The 16,311-nt window shown below is 61.0% G+C and carries 11 protein-coding genes; 4 read left to right on the top strand and 7 right to left on the bottom strand.

Translation table 11 applies throughout. The annotated features are described in order from the left end of the window. From HCO70_RS03905 to HCO70_RS03890, 4 genes are all read right to left on the bottom strand, one after another. Positions 1 to 1,074, bottom strand: a complete 1,074-nt coding sequence (locus HCO70_RS03905; protein ID WP_172293267.1) for an AbrB family transcriptional regulator — start codon at positions 1,072 to 1,074, stop codon at positions 1 to 3. Then, the gene (locus HCO70_RS03900; protein ID WP_216665251.1) at positions 1,071 to 2,390 is read right to left on the bottom strand and encodes an amidase; all 1,320 of its coding nucleotides are present in this window, start codon (positions 2,388 to 2,390) and stop codon (positions 1,071 to 1,073) included. Before HCO70_RS03900 ends, HCO70_RS03905 begins: the two co-directional genes overlap by 4 nt. Before the next feature lie 515 nt (positions 2,391 to 2,905). Beyond that, positions 2,906 to 4,501 (bottom strand): enterochelin esterase, encoded by a 1,596-nt coding sequence (gene fes / locus HCO70_RS03895; RefSeq protein ID WP_216665250.1) that lies wholly within the window; start codon positions 4,499 to 4,501, stop codon positions 2,906 to 2,908. Continuing rightward, on the bottom strand, positions 4,491 to 6,659 hold the full coding sequence (locus HCO70_RS03890) for a TonB-dependent siderophore receptor (protein WP_172293261.1): 2,169 nt from the start codon (positions 6,657 to 6,659) through the stop codon (positions 4,491 to 4,493). The genes fes and HCO70_RS03890 overlap by 11 nt, the downstream gene beginning before the upstream one ends. A gap of 200 nt (positions 6,660 to 6,859) precedes the next feature. Between HCO70_RS03890 and HCO70_RS03885 the strand changes: the two genes are divergently transcribed. After that, positions 6,860 to 7,789, top strand: coding sequence for an AraC family transcriptional regulator (locus tag HCO70_RS03885; RefSeq protein ID WP_216665249.1), 930 nt, complete (start codon positions 6,860 to 6,862; stop codon positions 7,787 to 7,789). Positions 7,790 to 7,852: 63 nt separating this feature from the next. On the opposite strand, the gene HCO70_RS03880 is transcribed toward HCO70_RS03885, so the two are convergent. Next, entirely contained in the window at positions 7,853 to 9,094 is a 1,242-nt protein-coding gene (locus HCO70_RS03880) for an FAD-binding oxidoreductase (RefSeq protein WP_253913105.1), read from the bottom strand. A 52-nt stretch (positions 9,095 to 9,146) separates the two neighbouring features. Continuing rightward, a complete protein-coding gene (locus HCO70_RS03875; protein WP_172293255.1) occupies positions 9,147 to 10,643 on the bottom strand; it encodes an aldehyde dehydrogenase family protein in 1,497 nt (498 codons plus the stop codon). 204 nt (positions 10,644 to 10,847) lie between these two features. On the opposite strand from HCO70_RS03875, the gene HCO70_RS03870 reads away from it, so the two are divergent. Beyond that, positions 10,848 to 12,131: a cytochrome-c peroxidase gene (locus HCO70_RS03870; RefSeq protein ID WP_253913104.1), complete on the top strand. Its 1,284-nt coding sequence runs from the start codon at positions 10,848 to 10,850 to the stop codon at positions 12,129 to 12,131. Positions 12,132 to 12,144: 13 nt separating this feature from the next. Here HCO70_RS03870 and HCO70_RS03865 read toward each other — a convergent pair whose 3' ends face one another. Beyond that, complete coding sequence (locus tag HCO70_RS03865) at positions 12,145 to 13,695, bottom strand: CRTAC1 family protein (RefSeq protein WP_172293251.1); 1,551 nt, start codon at positions 13,693 to 13,695, stop codon at positions 12,145 to 12,147. 208 nt (positions 13,696 to 13,903) lie between these two features. Between HCO70_RS03865 and xylF the strand changes: the two genes are divergently transcribed. Beyond that, positions 13,904 to 14,926 carry a D-xylose ABC transporter substrate-binding protein gene (gene xylF / locus HCO70_RS03860; RefSeq protein WP_172293249.1) on the top strand — a complete coding sequence of 341 codons (1,023 nt, stop codon included), beginning with the start codon at positions 13,904 to 13,906 and terminating at the stop codon, positions 14,924 to 14,926. An 83-nt stretch (positions 14,927 to 15,009) separates the two neighbouring features. Next, the gene (locus tag HCO70_RS03855) at positions 15,010 to 16,311 is read left to right on the top strand and encodes a sugar ABC transporter permease (protein WP_172293247.1); all 1,302 of its coding nucleotides are present in this window, start codon (positions 15,010 to 15,012) and stop codon (positions 16,309 to 16,311) included.

Below are 16,311 nucleotides of genomic sequence, written 5' to 3'. Positions count from 1 at the left end.
TCAGGCTCGTGCACCGGTCAGGTGCGCGGTCATCCATTTGGCGATCCACGGCCCAGCCAACACCACTGCAAACAGCCTCACCACCTGCAGCGTCATGACGAAACTCAGGTTGGCATGGGTATTCACTGCGATCAGGGCGACGGTTTCGACGCTTCCGGGAACGGTTGCCAGGATGCCGGTAATGAGACTCTCGCCCACAATCTCGGCCAGCAATGCGCCAGACAAGCCGCACATGAACAACAACGCCACAATGCCACCGAGAATAAGGAAGAATGACTGCGCGATGCTGCGCACCATAGACGGGGTAAACCGCAACCCGACCTGGCAGCCAAGGATCAGGTAGCTGAACGGCAGAAGCCATGCCGGCAATGCCGGCGCTGGCAATCCTGCAAAATGCAGAACACTGGCGAGCAGTAGTGGCACCAGCGTTGCGCCCGCAGGGATAAATGTAAGATATCGCCCCGACAGCACCGCAATCAGGCAAAACACCGGCGTCAAGATCAGACCAATGGTCGTCACCGGCCCGCTGTCGCCCAGCGCCGCCGGCGCATCGGCCGAGATAACTCGCGACAGCATGCTGACCCCCAGAATCACCGCAACCACACGCAGGATCTGGATGAACGCCACGATCCTGCTATCGAGTCCACGCTCGTGCGCCATCGCGATCATCGTGCCTGCCATACCTGGCAAAAAACCCCAGATCGTCACCTCTTCATCGAAGTGAGCCAGCCTGCCAAGTGTCCAGCCGACCAAGCAGGAAATCAGAAATGTCAAAGCGACAAAAGCCGTTACCGCTGCCCAGTGCTCTAGTATCCCTGCCATGATCTCGGGACTCATATACCGCGCAATCAAGCACCCGGCGATGCCCTGCGCCATCCGGTGTAGGATGACAGGCATCCGCACGCTCGCTCCGCGAATGCCAAATATCGTCGATGCGATAACTGGACCCAACAGTAACGCGGCCGGAAAATTGGCGAAGTTTAGCAGCGCGGACAAGGCCATCCCGGACAGGATCAGGCCAGCCCATTGAATCGGCGAATGCCAGGTTCCAATGTTCGAAAGAGTAAATCTCACGAAGTGGCTTCCGCAACCGGCGTCGCCATCCACTTCAGATCGGGGCGCCGGTGAAACCAGGGCTTTGCCCGTTCCAGCTGCGCTGCAAGCGAAACAAGCAGACCCTCGTTCCCGAAAGCCGCACCGAATTGCACGCCTACGGGTAACCCGCCCTCTGTCCAATGGAGCGGCACACTCATCGCCGGACATCCGGACGCGTTGAAGGCGGGTGCATGTGGCGCATGGTTCCAGAAACGGTTGTAGCTCTGCTCGAACCCGACTGAATCATCACGCAGAAATCCCAGTCTTGGCGCGACCTGTGCGGTCGTCGGCGACAGAAAGATGTCGCAACGCTCGAAAAACCGACCCATTGTTCGGCTCGATGCTTCCAGCACCTGAACCGCTCCGAGATAGTCAATGCCGGAAACGCTGCGACCCAGCCGTATCCACTCAGCCGTCACTGGTTCCAACTGGGACAAAGGATCGTCGATACCACGCGCAGCTGCCGCTTTGTCGATGCCCCGCGCCGCCGATGTCGCCGCGATCGTTCGCCACGCCCATTTCAGCCCGGAGTGATCTAATTCCGGCTCGATTAACTCGACGGCGTGGCCAAGATCTTCACAAAGCCGTGCCGCCGCTGTCGCAGCCACACGGCAATCATCATCGTATTCGGCTCCATCCGGCGCTTCCAAAACCAGTCCGATCCGCAACTGACCGGGCTCGCGCTCGATTTCATCTGCATAGGGTCGGGCCGGAGGTGGAACGGCATAGGCATCACCGATGTCGGGACCGCTCGTCGCATCCAGTAACCGCGCGCAGTCCCGGACTGACCTGGTAACCGCATGTGGTGTCCCCATTCCGGCATTGCCGACGCCCATTGCAGGACCGGAAGGGTTTCGGATCCGTGATGGCTTCAGTCCGAAAACACCGCAATGCGCTGCCGGAACCCGAATAGACCCGGCCCCGTCCGACCCCTGCGCGATGGGCACGACGCCGGCCGCAACCGCCGCAGCGCCGCCGCCGGTTGATCCACCCGGTGTTCGCTCTGGATCCCACGGATTCCTGGCAATGCCGTGAAAGTCGCCTTCGGTCGTAAAGCTCAAAGCCAGTTCCGGCACATTGGTCCGGCCAAGAAAAACAAACCCTGCCTCACGGTACCGCTTCGCCAAGGTGCCGTCGGAACCACTAATGACGTCGGCGTGAAACTGTGAGCCCGAGGTCAGCTTCTCTCCCGCCACAGCCATTGCGGTGTCCTTGATTAAAAGCGGGACGCCGGCAAACGGGCCAGTTGGCGAGGCCGGCACGTCGCATTCAAACCGATGCACCAGAAAATTCATCGCAGGATTCAATGCGTCTATGCGTGCATTTGCTTCCGCTGCAAGCTCCGCTGCGCTTGCCGCTCCCGACGCCACTAGCTCCGCCAGCGCGGTCGCGTCGCATCTGTCATAGTCTGCGCTTTGCATAGAGAGCCTATCGTACTGCCTTGAGTTCGACGGTTAGCAGTTGCCCTGAATGGGCACAACCAGTTTTCACCAATTTTACAACCACGGCTATTAGGTTGCAGAACCTAAACGCTAGCCGCAGTGAAAATAATATAAAAATGCTCCTATTATGGGCAATTTGTATAACTTTCTCCGAACAAGGGCCAATCCAACCATTCATCAACCAAACGGTAAGCGGCTTTGGATGATTGGAAAATGAGACAATCCGTCGACGGATGTCGATGCTCTTGGGACCGAACTGCAATGCACGTCAGCAGAACAAAAAAGCAGGGAGTCGTCGCCGCGCCTCGTCCCATGTATCGAGCGCAACGAGTACCAAACGTGCCACGGCGAAAAAGCGTAACTACTACCTAGCTACTGCCGAAAAGACCCAGAAGGGCTTCGGCAAGCGCACCGCGCCAGACGAGATAATCGTGGCCGCCGACATATTCCCGATAGGTCACGTCCACGCTGCGCATTCGCATAACATCCCGCAAATGCCGGGACGTCTCCAGTATCGACACTTCACCTGGCGCCCGGCCGGTCTCGTAGATACCCGCCGACAGCCACAGCCGCACGTCCTCCGGTGCGTCCTTCATCCACAGCGACGACATGTACGGCGTACCCTGCCGGTCGTAGCCGTCCGGCGCCCACCAGAAAGACCCTGACAGAACGATCCCGCTGCCGAAGCTTTCCGGCCGGCGGTGGACGATCCAGGCAGAGGCGAGACCGCCATAGGAGGACCCTGAAACTACCGTCCGCGCCGGATCCGCCGTCAGGCCCAGGCGCACTTCCACCAGCGGCAGTAGCTCTTCCGCCATCGCGTCTGCGAAATCCGGATTGCATGGCAGTTCCGCACCGCGCAGGCGGTTGTCCATCGGATCGATCAGGACTGCGACGACCGGCGGCAGACTGCCATCCGCGATCAGGCGGTCGAGGATCTCGGGCACCGGCGCGCGGTCCGTCTGATAGGCGGGCCCGTCGAAAAGGAACAGCAACACGGTATCCGTCGCCGCCGGATCGAACCCGGCCGGCGTATAGATATCGACTGTTCGGATATTGCCAAGCCGTTGGGAGGTGTACGCGATAGGTTCGACAGTCCCGCGCGCCTCCGGCAGTGGCCCGTCCATTCCCGGCTGCTCCGGCGCTTTGGCCAGGACCATCTGCGAGCGCTGCGCCCAGCGGTCGGGTGCGTCCAGATAGACGGGCGACAGGTTCAGGGGATCCGCCTGCAGCGTGGCCAGCAGCGCCACACGGTTCTCCCGTTCGGTTCCGTCGAACTGCGGCACGTCGGGCGCGAAGCCGTAGGTCAGGCGGGCACTGTCGGGAACCACGAAGCTTGCATACCAGACATCGCTGTCTCCCAGCCTCTCCATCCAGGTGTGATCCGCCGCCGGACCGCCCCAAAGCCGTACGTTTTGCGTGGCCCCGCGCCAGAGGAACGTGGCGATCACATGCCCCTCACGCTCGGCCGGCTCGATCATCGGTGTGCCTTCAGCCGCGCGTTCTTCCCAGAAGGCGCCGGTATCGCCGCCGCCCGCGATCCGTTCGGCCAGGTCTGCGATCTTCGGGCTCAGGAAAGTCTCAGGCATCCCGGTCTGGGCCGCCAGCGGCACCTGGCGTTCGATCTCCAGAACGACCTCGAAGCCGGACTTGCCGCCGTTCCGGGCCTCCAGCGCCATGCCGCTCCCAGGCACCACGAAATGAAACTGACCCGCGCCAGTGTTTCCTTCCAGCAGGCGCCGCACATCAGCGCCGTCCGCATCCACCAGCACCAGGTCGAACGGGTGGTTCGGGCTTTCCAGCCGCCCAACGATATAATCGCCGGATTCAGCCGAAAGGGGGAAGCTTGCGCTTCCCCCGGCTTCGACGGCGGTTGTCCGGCGGTCCCCGGGACCGGGTGCACCTGGTCCGGCCGAGGCGATCCACATAACCGCTGCCACGGCTGCCAGCACTCTACCAGTCATAGGACAGGCGGAGCGACCAGTTTCTGCCTTCACCAAGCCAGCAATATTCCCTCACGCAGGAGGTGACATAACGTTCATCAGTCAGGTTCTGCACCGTCACGGCTGCCTTCACACCCTCTGCCTCCGGCGCGATGACACCAAGGTCGACCGACAGTCCCGCATCGACCAGCGTGTAGCTCGGTACCTGGAAGTCGTTGGTTTCATAGTTCCACGAGGGTCCGACATAGCGGACGCCCAGCGACCCGTCCACGCCCTCAGTGAAACCGTACTGCACCCAGACCGACGCCTGTTCGGTCGGGATCGCGTAGAAGGTGTTGCCGGCGTAGTCCCCGGTTTCGTAGGTGGCGTCGGTGTTGAAGTACGAGGCGATGACAGTCAGGTTGTCCATCAACTCCGCCTTCGCCTCAAGCTCGATGCCCTTGGACCGGACCGAGCCGATTTGGTCGGTCACCGGATTGTTCATCTCGTCCAGATAGCTCTCGACAATGTTCTTCTTCTGGATGTCGAAATAGGCCGCGCTCAGCAGGATCTTTCCGTCGGCAGAGGCCCATTTGACGCCCGCTTCCCATTGCCGCGCCGTGGTCGGGTCGTAGCTGGCATCGCCATCGTCATCCAGTTCCGTCACCGGCTCGAACGAGGTCGAATAGCTGAAATAGGGTACGACGCCATTGGCGAATTCGTAGGACAGGCCCACCCGGCCGGTCAGCGCCTCTGCCTCGTAGGTGTCGTCCGACGTTCCGCCGCCCCAACTGGCCGCGTAGGTTTCGGAGATCCGCGTCGTCGCCCAGTCGTAACGCAGCCCCATTAGCAAGTCCCAGTTGCCCCACTCGACCCGGTCCTGCGCGAAGATGCCGGTCTGGCTCAGTTCACTATGCGTCTCGCTAGTATAGGCGTCCAGCGTCAGCGCCGCGATCTGCGCGTTGGTCGGCGAGATCATGTCGGCGAAGTTGTAGGTATAGGTCGAACCGTCGTCGCGCGCATACGTGCTTTCGACGTCACTATTCAGATAGTCCACCCCGAAGGTCAGGTTGTGGGTCAGCGCCCCAGTGACGACCTCGCCATCCAGCGACACGCGGGCCGTCAGTTCCTCGGCGTAATCAGTGCTCTCGAACAGGTAGAGAGGGTAGTTGCCGGCGCCGTCGTCGGACGAGTCCCAAAGGCCAAGCTGGCTGTGGAAAAGGTCGATCGACGAATAGCGCAGCATGTGGGTCAGCGACCAGCCATTCGCCAGCCCGTGCGTCGCCTCATAGCCAAGCGCCCAGGTCTCGCGCTCCACGGTGTCGAAATCCGGCGCGTATGATACGAAATCCGGGTCGATCCAGATACCGTTGTTGGTGGGCTCCATCGTTCCGAGATACGGCATGAAACCGCGCTGCCCGGCCTCGGGTTCGTTCTGGTAGAGCGCGTAGACGGTCAGTTCTGTGCTGTCGCCAATCTCCCAGGTCAGCGACGGCGCCAGCAGCAGGCGGCTCTGCCCGAAATCGCCCTGCAAGGTCTTGTCCCACAGCGAGGCCACGACCCGATAGCGGAGGTCGCCGTCCGCGTCGAGGTTGCCCTGCAGGTCGGTCGCGATGCCCTTGTAATCGTCCGAACCGAAGGTCAGCACCAGTTCGTTGCCCTGATCGTCGGTGGGCCGCTTCGAGGTCATGTTGATCAGCCCGCCCGGCGTCACCTGCCCGAACGCGATGGAGTTCGGGCCTTTGATCACCTCGACGCTCTGCAGGTAATACGGGTCGAGCTGCCCCAGTGAGGAACGCCCGAACGACATCCCGTCCAGCGCCTTCGGCACGAAGGTCCGCGACCCGAAACCGCGCAACTGCGTCTCGTCATGCAGGTTCGAGGTTCCGCGATACTCGGAAAAGACGCCCGGCGTGTAACGAAGCGCCTCAGCGACGGATTGGGCTCCCTGCTCCTCGATCTGCGTATTTGTCACCACCGAAACCGAGACCGGCGTGTTCACCAGCGGCACGTCGCCCAGCAATGCTCCGCCCGCACTGTTCGGCACGACGCTGTCGGTCACGGGACCGATCGATGCCGTGCCTTCCCCCTCGGTACGTGACGCCGATCCGCTGTTTTCCAGCTGGATACGACCAAGATATGTCGCGTCCTGCGCCAGAGCCGGCGTCACCATCGCCGTTCCCGATAGCAGGGCCGTCATTAGAAGAGATCCGCCCGCACGTATCGCGGGCCGGTCGCACATGTGCTTCGGTCGCATTTTTCTGTCCCGGTATTCCGTCCGGTATCCCGACGCGCATTTCCCGCGCGGCTGACACCACCCTATTCTTGAGTTATTCACTCAGGTTCTATAGTTTCCACGGAAACCGGTGTCCATTTGCCGCCTCCCTGTGAAAGCGACTCATGCATTTGCGGGAACGACAGCAGCCAGCCTTCGCGCGCCAACCCAGCGACACCTCTTCGGAAATCGGGTCCCGCACCATGACGGTCAACATCTTTCCGGGCGGCCTTCGCATAGGCGTCCTCGACACGCGGAAATCCGGAGTGGAAGATCCGGCGCAAACGACTGTGGATCCGAAATTCCAGATCCTCGTGCTGCTGAAAGGCTATCACCTTTTCAGCTTCGACGGCATTGAGGTCGAGCTCGACGCGCGCGCTGCGCCGGATGCGGTGATGATGCGGGTGGAAAAGAGCTGCACGCTCAGGCACCTGCAATCCTTCGGTGACCCCTACCGAAAGATCTCCATCGCCACCAGTCTCGACTGGGTGGACCAGATCGCCGGGGCCGAGGACCTCGACTGGCCCGACGACACCGCAGGCGCCTCGCCCGCCTTCCGCCTGCACAACTGGGTGCCCTGCACGGAGATCACGCGCCTCGCCTCGCAGATCGTCGCGCCGCCGCCACAGGAAAGCGATGCGCAGGTGCGGCTTTACCGAATGTCACGCGGAATGGAGCTTGTGCGCCGCGCCCTGGCGCAGGAACTGGTGGAGACTTCCTATCAGCGGCATGGGGACGACGCCACCGCCGAGCGGATACGGCTTTTCCTGTTGGATCACCTTTCCGAAGATCTGCCTCTCGACCGGCTTGAGCAGGAATTTGGTCTCAACCGCCGCTCCTTGCAGCGCCATTTCAAAAGCTGTTACGGCCTGACGCTTCGCGACTTCATACGTCGCGAACGCCTGCTTCGCGCGCGCCGCGCCTTAAGTGAAGACGGAGTCCCGATTGCGGAAGCCGCATTTATTGCCGGCTACTCCAGCACAGAGAATTTTGCGACAGCATTTCGCGTGTATTTTGGCCTCGCTCCGCATGATGTACAGAATCGAGTGATCTGAGGAAGACCGATTGTCTGCGTCCGCGACAACGCGGCAAGAATTTAACGGTCCAAGCCTTTTCCATCACGATTTGGGAGGAACATCGGCTTTTCCTCGCAGACCAAGCCCGAATGCGTGCGCAAACGCCGCGCCGAGTTCGTAGAACACCGCGCGGGCACCAGTGAATCGTTCGCTGTAGTGCTCGACCGGCTCCACCGGCAAAACGTTCTCGCCGGCGCCCACCAGCGCCTTTGCCGCCGCTGCGCCAAATACGGTCCCTGGGCCAATTCCGCGCCCCGAGTATCCAAAACATGCCAGCGCATTTGGTCCGAAGGCCACGATCTTCGGAACATGGTCCGAGGTCATTGCGATTGTTCCATGCCAGGCGTACTCGAACTCTGCTCCGTCCAACGCCGGGAAGAGCCGACGCAGCAGCCTCCGGGCATGTGCGTTGTGAAAGCCGCCTGTCAGCGCCTCCCTACTACCGATCGCGCCAACGATCAGCCGACCCGCTTCATCCACCCGGAAAGAATTCATGACTTGCGCAGTGTCCCAGCACCCTTCGCCGCCCGGCAGGATATCCGCGCGCGCGACATCATCCAGTGGTGACGTCGCATACTGTGAGAAAGCAACAGGCACGAACCGCGGCCGGAACGGCGACTTTATCCCAAGGTGATAGGCGTTGGTCGCAATCAGTACGGTCCGCGCACGGACAGGGTGGCCGTTGCTTTTCAGCAGCCACCCATTGTTCTGCCGAAACAGGTTGCTTACCGCGCTTAGCTCATGAATCTCAGCCCCTGCCGCAGCCGCAGCACGAGCCAGCCCGCGCGCATAGGCGAGCGGTTGAATAGTACCCGCCCGCCTGTCCAGCAGTGCGCCATGGATCCGCGCCGAGCCAACTCGGCTTCGCGCCTCTGCTGCGTCCAGTAGTTCAAGCGGCGCGCCCATCCGGTTGCCCTGCCGAAACCGTGTCTCTATCTCGCGAAATCCGGCAGGCGAATGTGCACAGTGTAGCGTTCCGTTCTGTACCGACTCACATTCAATCCCATGACGCTTGATCAGCCCGAACACTTTTTCGGGCCCTTCGCCGAGCGGCCCCATAAGCCTGTGCGCTGCCGCTTCACCCATTTGAGAGACGATTTCATCTGGTGGTAGCCAGAGCCCGGCATTGACCAGCCCGACATTCCGTCCCGACCCGCCGTGCCCGATCCGTTCAGCCTCCAGTAGGCAGACCGTGGCACCGGACTCCGCTGCGTGTAGCGCGGCAGAGCAACCAGTAAAACCGCCGCCTATAATCGCAAGATCAACGCTCTTCGATCCGGCCAAGGGCTGAGCCTCGAACCTCTCGCGGCAAGAGGCTCGCCAGAGGCTGGAAACCTCAGATGTCAAATTTGACGCCCTGCGCCAAAGGCAATTCCGCCGAGTAGTTCACCGTACTGGTCTGCCGACGCATGTAGCCCTTCCAGGCATCCGACCCGCTTTCGCGCCCGCCGCCTGTGGCCTTCTCGCCGCCGAATGCGCCGCCGATTTCGGCACCGGAGGGACCGATATTCACGTTGGCAATGCCGCAGTCCGAACCCCCGGAAGACAGGAACGTCTCCGCCTCGCGCAAATCCAGGGTGAAGATGCAGGAGGAAAGACCTTGCGGCACATCGTTCTGGATCGTGATGGCGTCGTCCAGGTCGTCATAGCCAATCACGTACAAGATCGGCGCAAATGTCTCCGTGCGCACCGTGTCGGTCTGCTCGGGCAGCTCTACAATTGCCGGGGTCACATAGGAGCCTCCCGGGACACGCTCGGTTACAAGCTGACCGCCATGCACCGTCCCACCCTCGGCTTTTGCCGACTCCAGAACTCTCATCATGCGCTCGAGCGCGCCTGCATCGATCAATGGCCCAACCAACGTACCTGTGTCGCGCGGGTCGCCGATTGGCAGGCTGGCATAGGCTGTCACCAACTTCGCAACCAGGTCATCCTTGATCGAATTGTGCACGATCAGCCGCCGCAGCGAGGTGCAGCGTTGCCCGCAGGTTCCCACAGCTGAGAACACGATGGCCCGGATCGCCATGTCCAGATCCGCCGTTGGCGCTACGATCATTGCATTGTTGCCGCCCAATTCCAGGATCGGCCGGCCAAACCGTGCCATGACCTTCGGTCCGACGATTTCGCCCATCCGGCTCGAACCCGTCGCCGAAATCACCGGAATGTCACGCGAGATCACTAGTGCCTCGCCAATGTCCGGTCCGCCGATTGCAAGTTGCACCAGCCCTTCCGGTGCGGTACCGAACCTTTCCGCAGCCCGCTGAAAGATCTTCAGGCAGGCCATAGCCGTAAGCGGCGTCTTTTCCGAAGGTTTCCAGATCACCGGATCGCCGCAAACCAGCGCCAGCGCTGCGTTCCACGCCCAGGGAGCCACGGGGAAATTGAATGCGGTGATCACGCCGACAGGGCCCATGGGATGCCAGGTTTCCGCCATCCGATGCCCGGGCCGCTCGGAGGCGATGGTCAGTCCGTAAAGCTGCCGCGACAACCCCACGGCGAAATCGCAGATATCGATCATCTCCTGAACTTCGCCCAGACCTTCCGAGGCAATTTTGCCAGCCTCCAGGGTAACGATTGCGCCAAGTTCGTCCTTGGAACTCCGCAGTTCCTCTCCGAAAAGCCGCACCAGTTCGCCCCGCTGCGGCGCAGGCGTGGTGCGCCAAGAAACGAAAGCCTCCTGCGCCCTGGCGATGATGGCAGGCATGTCACTTGCAGGCGTCTGGGTAACCTTCGCGACTTCCTTGCCATCAATTGGTGAAATAACGGAAAGCGTGCCGCCGCTCAGTTCCGCATCGGTCAAACCTGCTGCTTTGAGTTCGTCGAGCGTATGCATTTCGGACCTCTCTTTCTCTTATCACCATCCGCGCCGTCTCGGGCTCTGCTTTGATCCTCCGTCTAACCCATGCATTCGCCGAGTACAGCCCGATTTCAGGCGCGTTCCGTAAATGGACAAATCGATCCCTTCGCTCCTATGCTGCGCGAGGGAGAAGATGGGAGGCTCGGGGCAATGCGAGTATTAGCGTGTTTCGCAATCTGCATGGGCATAGCGCTACCGGCTGCAGCCGAATTGCCGAAGCCTGTCACCGATTCCGACTACGGCACCTTAGACGATGCAGAGGTCCAACTCGGCCAGTTTCTGTTTTACGACCGTATCCTGTCGGGCAACCGAAACATCGCCTGCTCCACGTGTCATCACCCCCGTTTCGGCACGTCCGACGCTGTATCGCTGGGCATCGGCGAAGGCGGTGTCGGGCTCGGGCCAGATCGACGACTAGACCCAGAAAACCCACCGGAGGAACGCATCCCGCGCAATGCCACCGGCCTTTGGAACCTTGGTGCATCCGAGTTCACCGTCATGTTCCATGATGGCCGGATTGAGGCTGATCCGTCCCGCGCAAGCGGCATCCGCACGCCCCTGGAAGACGACATGACAATGGGTTTCGACAATGTGCTCGCGGCACAGACGATGTTCCCAGTGCTGTCACAGGACGAGATGGCTGGACACTATGGCGAAAACGACGTCAGCAAGCTTGCGCGGCAGGGCCGCATCACCGGCGAAGGTGGCGCCTGGGATGCCCTGGCCGACCGTGTCGCCGCTATCCCGCAATACCGAGACTTGTTCGAAGCCGCCTACCCGGAAATCGCCGCCGGTCGAGAAATTGCATTCACCGATCTGTCAAATGCGATCGCCGCCTTCATCTCTTTCGAGTGGCGGTCGGACGACAGCGCATTCGACGCTCATCTGCGCGGAGAGGTCCCGCTCGATGGTGCCGCCCTGCGTGGGATGGAACTGTTCTACGGCGAAATCGGTTGCGCGACCTGTCATTCCGGCAAATTTCAGACCGACCACGCCTTTCATGCCATGGCCGTGCCGCAGATCGGACCGGGCAAGAAGGCGCGCTTCGAAAGCCATTTCCGCGACGAAGGTCGCCTGCGCGTCAGCGGACGCCTCGAAGACGCCTACCGCTTCAGAACACCGTCATTGCGCAACGTAACCCTGACTGCGCCCTATGGCCACGATGGCGCCTATCGCGACCTTCGCGCATTCCTTTTAGAACATGCGGGCGGTCGGGTCATAGAATATGACGCTTCACAGGCCATTCTGCCTGAATTTCCGGGAGCAGAAGACTGGGAAGTAACTACAGACTCAGCAGAAACTACCGCTCTGTCGGCCGCATACGAGGGACCCGGCATCGCACTGAGCGAACCTGCGCTGGACGACCTTGTCACCTTTCTCGAAAGCCTCACTGGCAAGACGGCGGTTCCCGGCCGCCTTGGTGTACCCGATAGTGTGCCCAGCGGATTGCCAGTGGATCGCTGACCGAAAACGACACTTAGCGGTCGCGAGTTATTGTCGTTAGGTCGTTGATGGGCACAACGGACCACTCTGAAACCTTCCCGTCCGGCCAGGTGACACGCACCTCCGCGCTCCCGGCTTGACCAAGCCCGAAATGCAGAGGCACCGCTGTACCACTCGCGTGACCGCCACCCACAGTGAGTTCCTGCAACCGGATGCCAGAGGTATCTCGCAACTCCACCCAAGCGCCTATGGCGCGTGTGTTGGAGCCGTTCTGCCGCAGTTCTACGTCGACCCAGTTTCCGCCCCCTGCCGTCGCGTTCTGCCACACCTCCATCGGCGCTCTGCGATTGATCACCACCAGATCTCTCAGACCATCACCGTTCAAGTCTGCCAGCGCAGCGCCGCGTGACCGGCTCATCGTGGCGATCCCCGCAATCGCAGCCGCCTCAACAAAGGTGCCATCGGGCCGGCCCATCAGCAGATTGTTCGGATCGTGCATAGCTAGTCCGGGCATCTGGTCCACGTTGCCCTTGGAGATGAAGATGTCCGCCAGACCGTCGTTATTCACGTCATCGAAGGCTGCATGCCAGCCAGTTGAAGGACGCCCGTCGTCGCCGGTAAAGGGTCTGTGGGCCGTAGCACCTGTCTCATAAGGCGCGCGGCGAAACCCCTGTGCAGTCGCGAATTGCAGCAACTGGTCGCCCATTGAGGTGAGCATGACCTCTGGCCGCCCGTCGCCAGTCAGGTCGCGGGCGGCGATACCCATGCCCCAGATCGACACTTCTTCCCATCCATCCTCAGCTCCGAGAAACCGGCCCTCGTCAAGGCGGTACATTTGCTCGTGGCCACCACGGATATAGTAATGCCGGTCGTTAGATAACCACAGGTCGGCCCGGCCCCGCCGGAACCAGTCGGAAAACATCATCGACAGCGGACAGTAGCCGGGCTCCAGAACCTGCGGATTGCTATATCCTTCACCTTCCGGGCGGAACAACTCACTGTCGTCGCAGGCACCAAATGGTCCGTCCGGGTCGGCGCGATCCACGTAATTGCCAAATGCCAGCGTGGGCCAGGTCTCGCCCGGCTCCCATGTTGCCGAAAAGGCGGTGGTCCAGCGATCTTCGGGCACTATGCCCCATTCCTTTGTGGCGTCCGTAAACTGGCATTCACCCTGCCCCTTCAGCATGACATTCGGCCCCGCTCGAAGGACCACCAGATCGAGCAGACCGTCGCTGTCGACATCCAGCGGATACGCGCCGGTAACGCCGATCAGATCAGGGACCTCTCCGAGTAAAAAGCTTAACGGCGCACCCGCCGTCTCTGTGGTATTGAGGAACAGTCGCACCGGGTTCTCGCCGCCGGCTGCAAATATCTCTGGCAGTGAATCTCCGTTACAGTCGAAGACAGCGACACCGCCGCCGACGAAATGTTCCCAACCGCCATCGTAGACATGGGAGACCGGCAGACTGCCGGAACGGTTCAGAAATACCGGATCGGCCGCAATCACGGCAGTTGGATACACCAAGGCTGCAGCCAGTGAAGCGGCCCATACTAAGGCTGCGGTGTCCGGCCAGATTCGCTGCATTCTCCATCTCCTCCCCCAAACACCTCGGGCCGACACTAATGGAACAATAGTCTCCGCCGCGAGGGGAAATACCGTCGACCTGTCTTACGCGACGACGCCAAAAGATGCATCTATTTCGATTTTGACAAGCCAACGCATTATGCCATGTTAACGCCAGTCGGCCTCTGGTCGGCCTGCCCAATAAGGCAAAGATATTCGGGAGGCTTCAATGCGTAGAACTTTCGTAGTGGCCGCGGCTATTGCCGCCGGCTTTACCACATCGGCTTTTGCCCAGACTGTAGGCGTTAGCTGGTCAAACTTTCAGGAAGAGCGCTGGAAACGGGACGAGGGCGCCATCAAGGCCGTGCTCGATGCTGCCGGTGCGACTTATGTTTCCACCGACGCTCAATCATCTGCCAGCAAACAACTGTCGGACATCGAAAGCCTGATGGCCCAGGGCGTGGACGCGCTGATTGTCCTGGCACAGGACACCGAAGCCATCATCCCTGCGGTGCAAGCAGCCGCGGACGAAGGCGTACCTGTAATCGCCTATGACCGTTTGATCGAGGATGACCGCGCCTTCTACCTGACATTCGACAACGTAGAGGTTGGTCGGATGCAGGCACGTGCCGTGCTCGAGAAAGCGCCAGAAGGCAACTACGTGATGATCAAGGGATCTTCGACCGACCCGAACGCCGATTTCCTGCGTGGCGGTCAGCAGGAAGTCCTGCAGGAGGCCATTGACGCTGGCGACATCACGATCGTCGGCGAAGCCTATACCGACGGCTGGATCCCAGCCAACGCTCAGCGGAACATGGAACAGATCCTGACCGCAGAAGATAACAACGTCGACGCTGTAGTCGCTTCGAACGACGGCACCGCTGGTGGCGTTGTGGCGGCCCTGACCGCGCAAGGCATGGAAGGCATCCCGGTTTCTGGCCAGGACGGGGACCTTGCTGCCCTGAACCGCGTGGCACTCGGCACACAGACAGTGAGCGTTTGGAAAGACGCGCGTGAACTAGGCAAGAACGCTGGCGAGATCGCGCTGGCGCTGGCTGGTGGAACCGCGATGGCCGATATCGAGGGCGCCGAAGAATGGACTTCGCCGTCCGGCACGACGATGACGGCCAAGTTCCTCGCGCCGATCCCGATCACTGCGGACAATCTGGACGTGGTCGTGGATGCCGGCTGGATCGACACCGAAACCCTGTGCCAAGGTGTTGGCGACAGCGGCCCGGCGGCTTGCAACTGATCCGCATCACATGAGCTGAAGAACGTCGCGCTCCCGCCAGTTTTGGTGGGAGCGCGTCCCCAGATGAATTCCGGAAAGACGCGATGAGCGACAGCACTGACTCCGTCAGCGAACCGACGCGGAGCACCAAGCGCAACCTGCTGGCTACGCTGGAAATCGACACTCGGCTTCTTGGCATGATCGGCGCTTTCATCGTCGTCTGCTTAGTCTTCAACTTCCTGACCGACGGGCGGTTTCTGACCCCCCGCAACATTTTCAACCTGACGATCCAGACAGTATCCGTCGCCCTGATGGCGACCGGCATGGTCTTCGTGATCGTCACCCGCAACATCGACCTTTCGGTCGGCTCGCTGCTGGCCACCTGTAGCGCCATCATGGCGATGATGCAGACCGTCGTCCTGCCGGATTGGATGGGTCTCGGTCTGGAACACCCGCTAATCGCGCCTATGGCCATCCTCACCGGCATTCTCGCGGGCGCGATCATCGGCGCATTCCATGGCTGGCTGATCGGCTACCTGACAATACCCGCTTTCATCGTGACTCTGGGCGGCCTGTTCGTCTGGCGGAACGTGGCCTGGCACCTGACAAATGGCCAGACCATCGGCCCGCTCGACAGCAATTTTCAACTGCTCGGCGGCATCAACGGAACATTGGGCGAAACCTGGAGCTGGGTCTTTGGGGCACTTGCCGTCATCGCTACGCTCTACGCATTGATCGCAGCACGTCGATCCAAGGTGCGACACGAGTTTCAGGTAAAACCTGTCTGGGCAGAGGTTGTGATAGGTGGCATCGCCACGGTTGCCATACTTGGTTTCGTTGCGATCCTGAACGCATACGAGATTCCCAGTCGGCGGCTGGAACGGTCATTCGAGGACCGCGGCCTGACAATGCCGGAAGGCTTCACCGCTGGCTATGGCATCCCCTACTCGGTCGTTCTGCTCATTGTGGTAGCGATCATAATGATTGTGCTCGCCCGGCGAACCCGCCTCGGCCGCTACATCTTCGCCGCCGGCGGTAACCCGGAGGCGGCGGAACTGTCCGGCATCCGCACCCGCGCACTCACTGTAAAGGTCTTCATGATTATGGGCATCCTCTGCGCGATCTCCGCCGTGGTCGCCAGTGCCCGCCTGACTTTCCACACCAACGACATCGGGACGCTGGACGAACTGCGCGTCATCGCTGCGGCTGTAATCGGCGGCACTGCTCTTTCCGGCGGTGTCGGAACGATCTATGGCGCCATTCTCGGCGCCCTGATCATGCAGTCTTTGCAGTCCGGTATGGCCATGGTCGGCGTCGACGCACCCTACCAGAACATCGTGGTGGGCATCGTCCTCGTCCTCGCCGTCTACGTCGACATCCTCTACCGCAAACGGACCGGGAGCTGA

It is taken from the genome of Pseudoruegeria sp. HB172150 (assembly GCF_013184805.1).
Taxonomy (GTDB): Bacteria; Pseudomonadota; Alphaproteobacteria; order Rhodobacterales; family Rhodobacteraceae; genus Psychromarinibacter.
The sequence above is the reverse complement of the archived record's forward strand: the minus strand, read 5'-3'. Positions and strand labels throughout refer to the sequence as shown.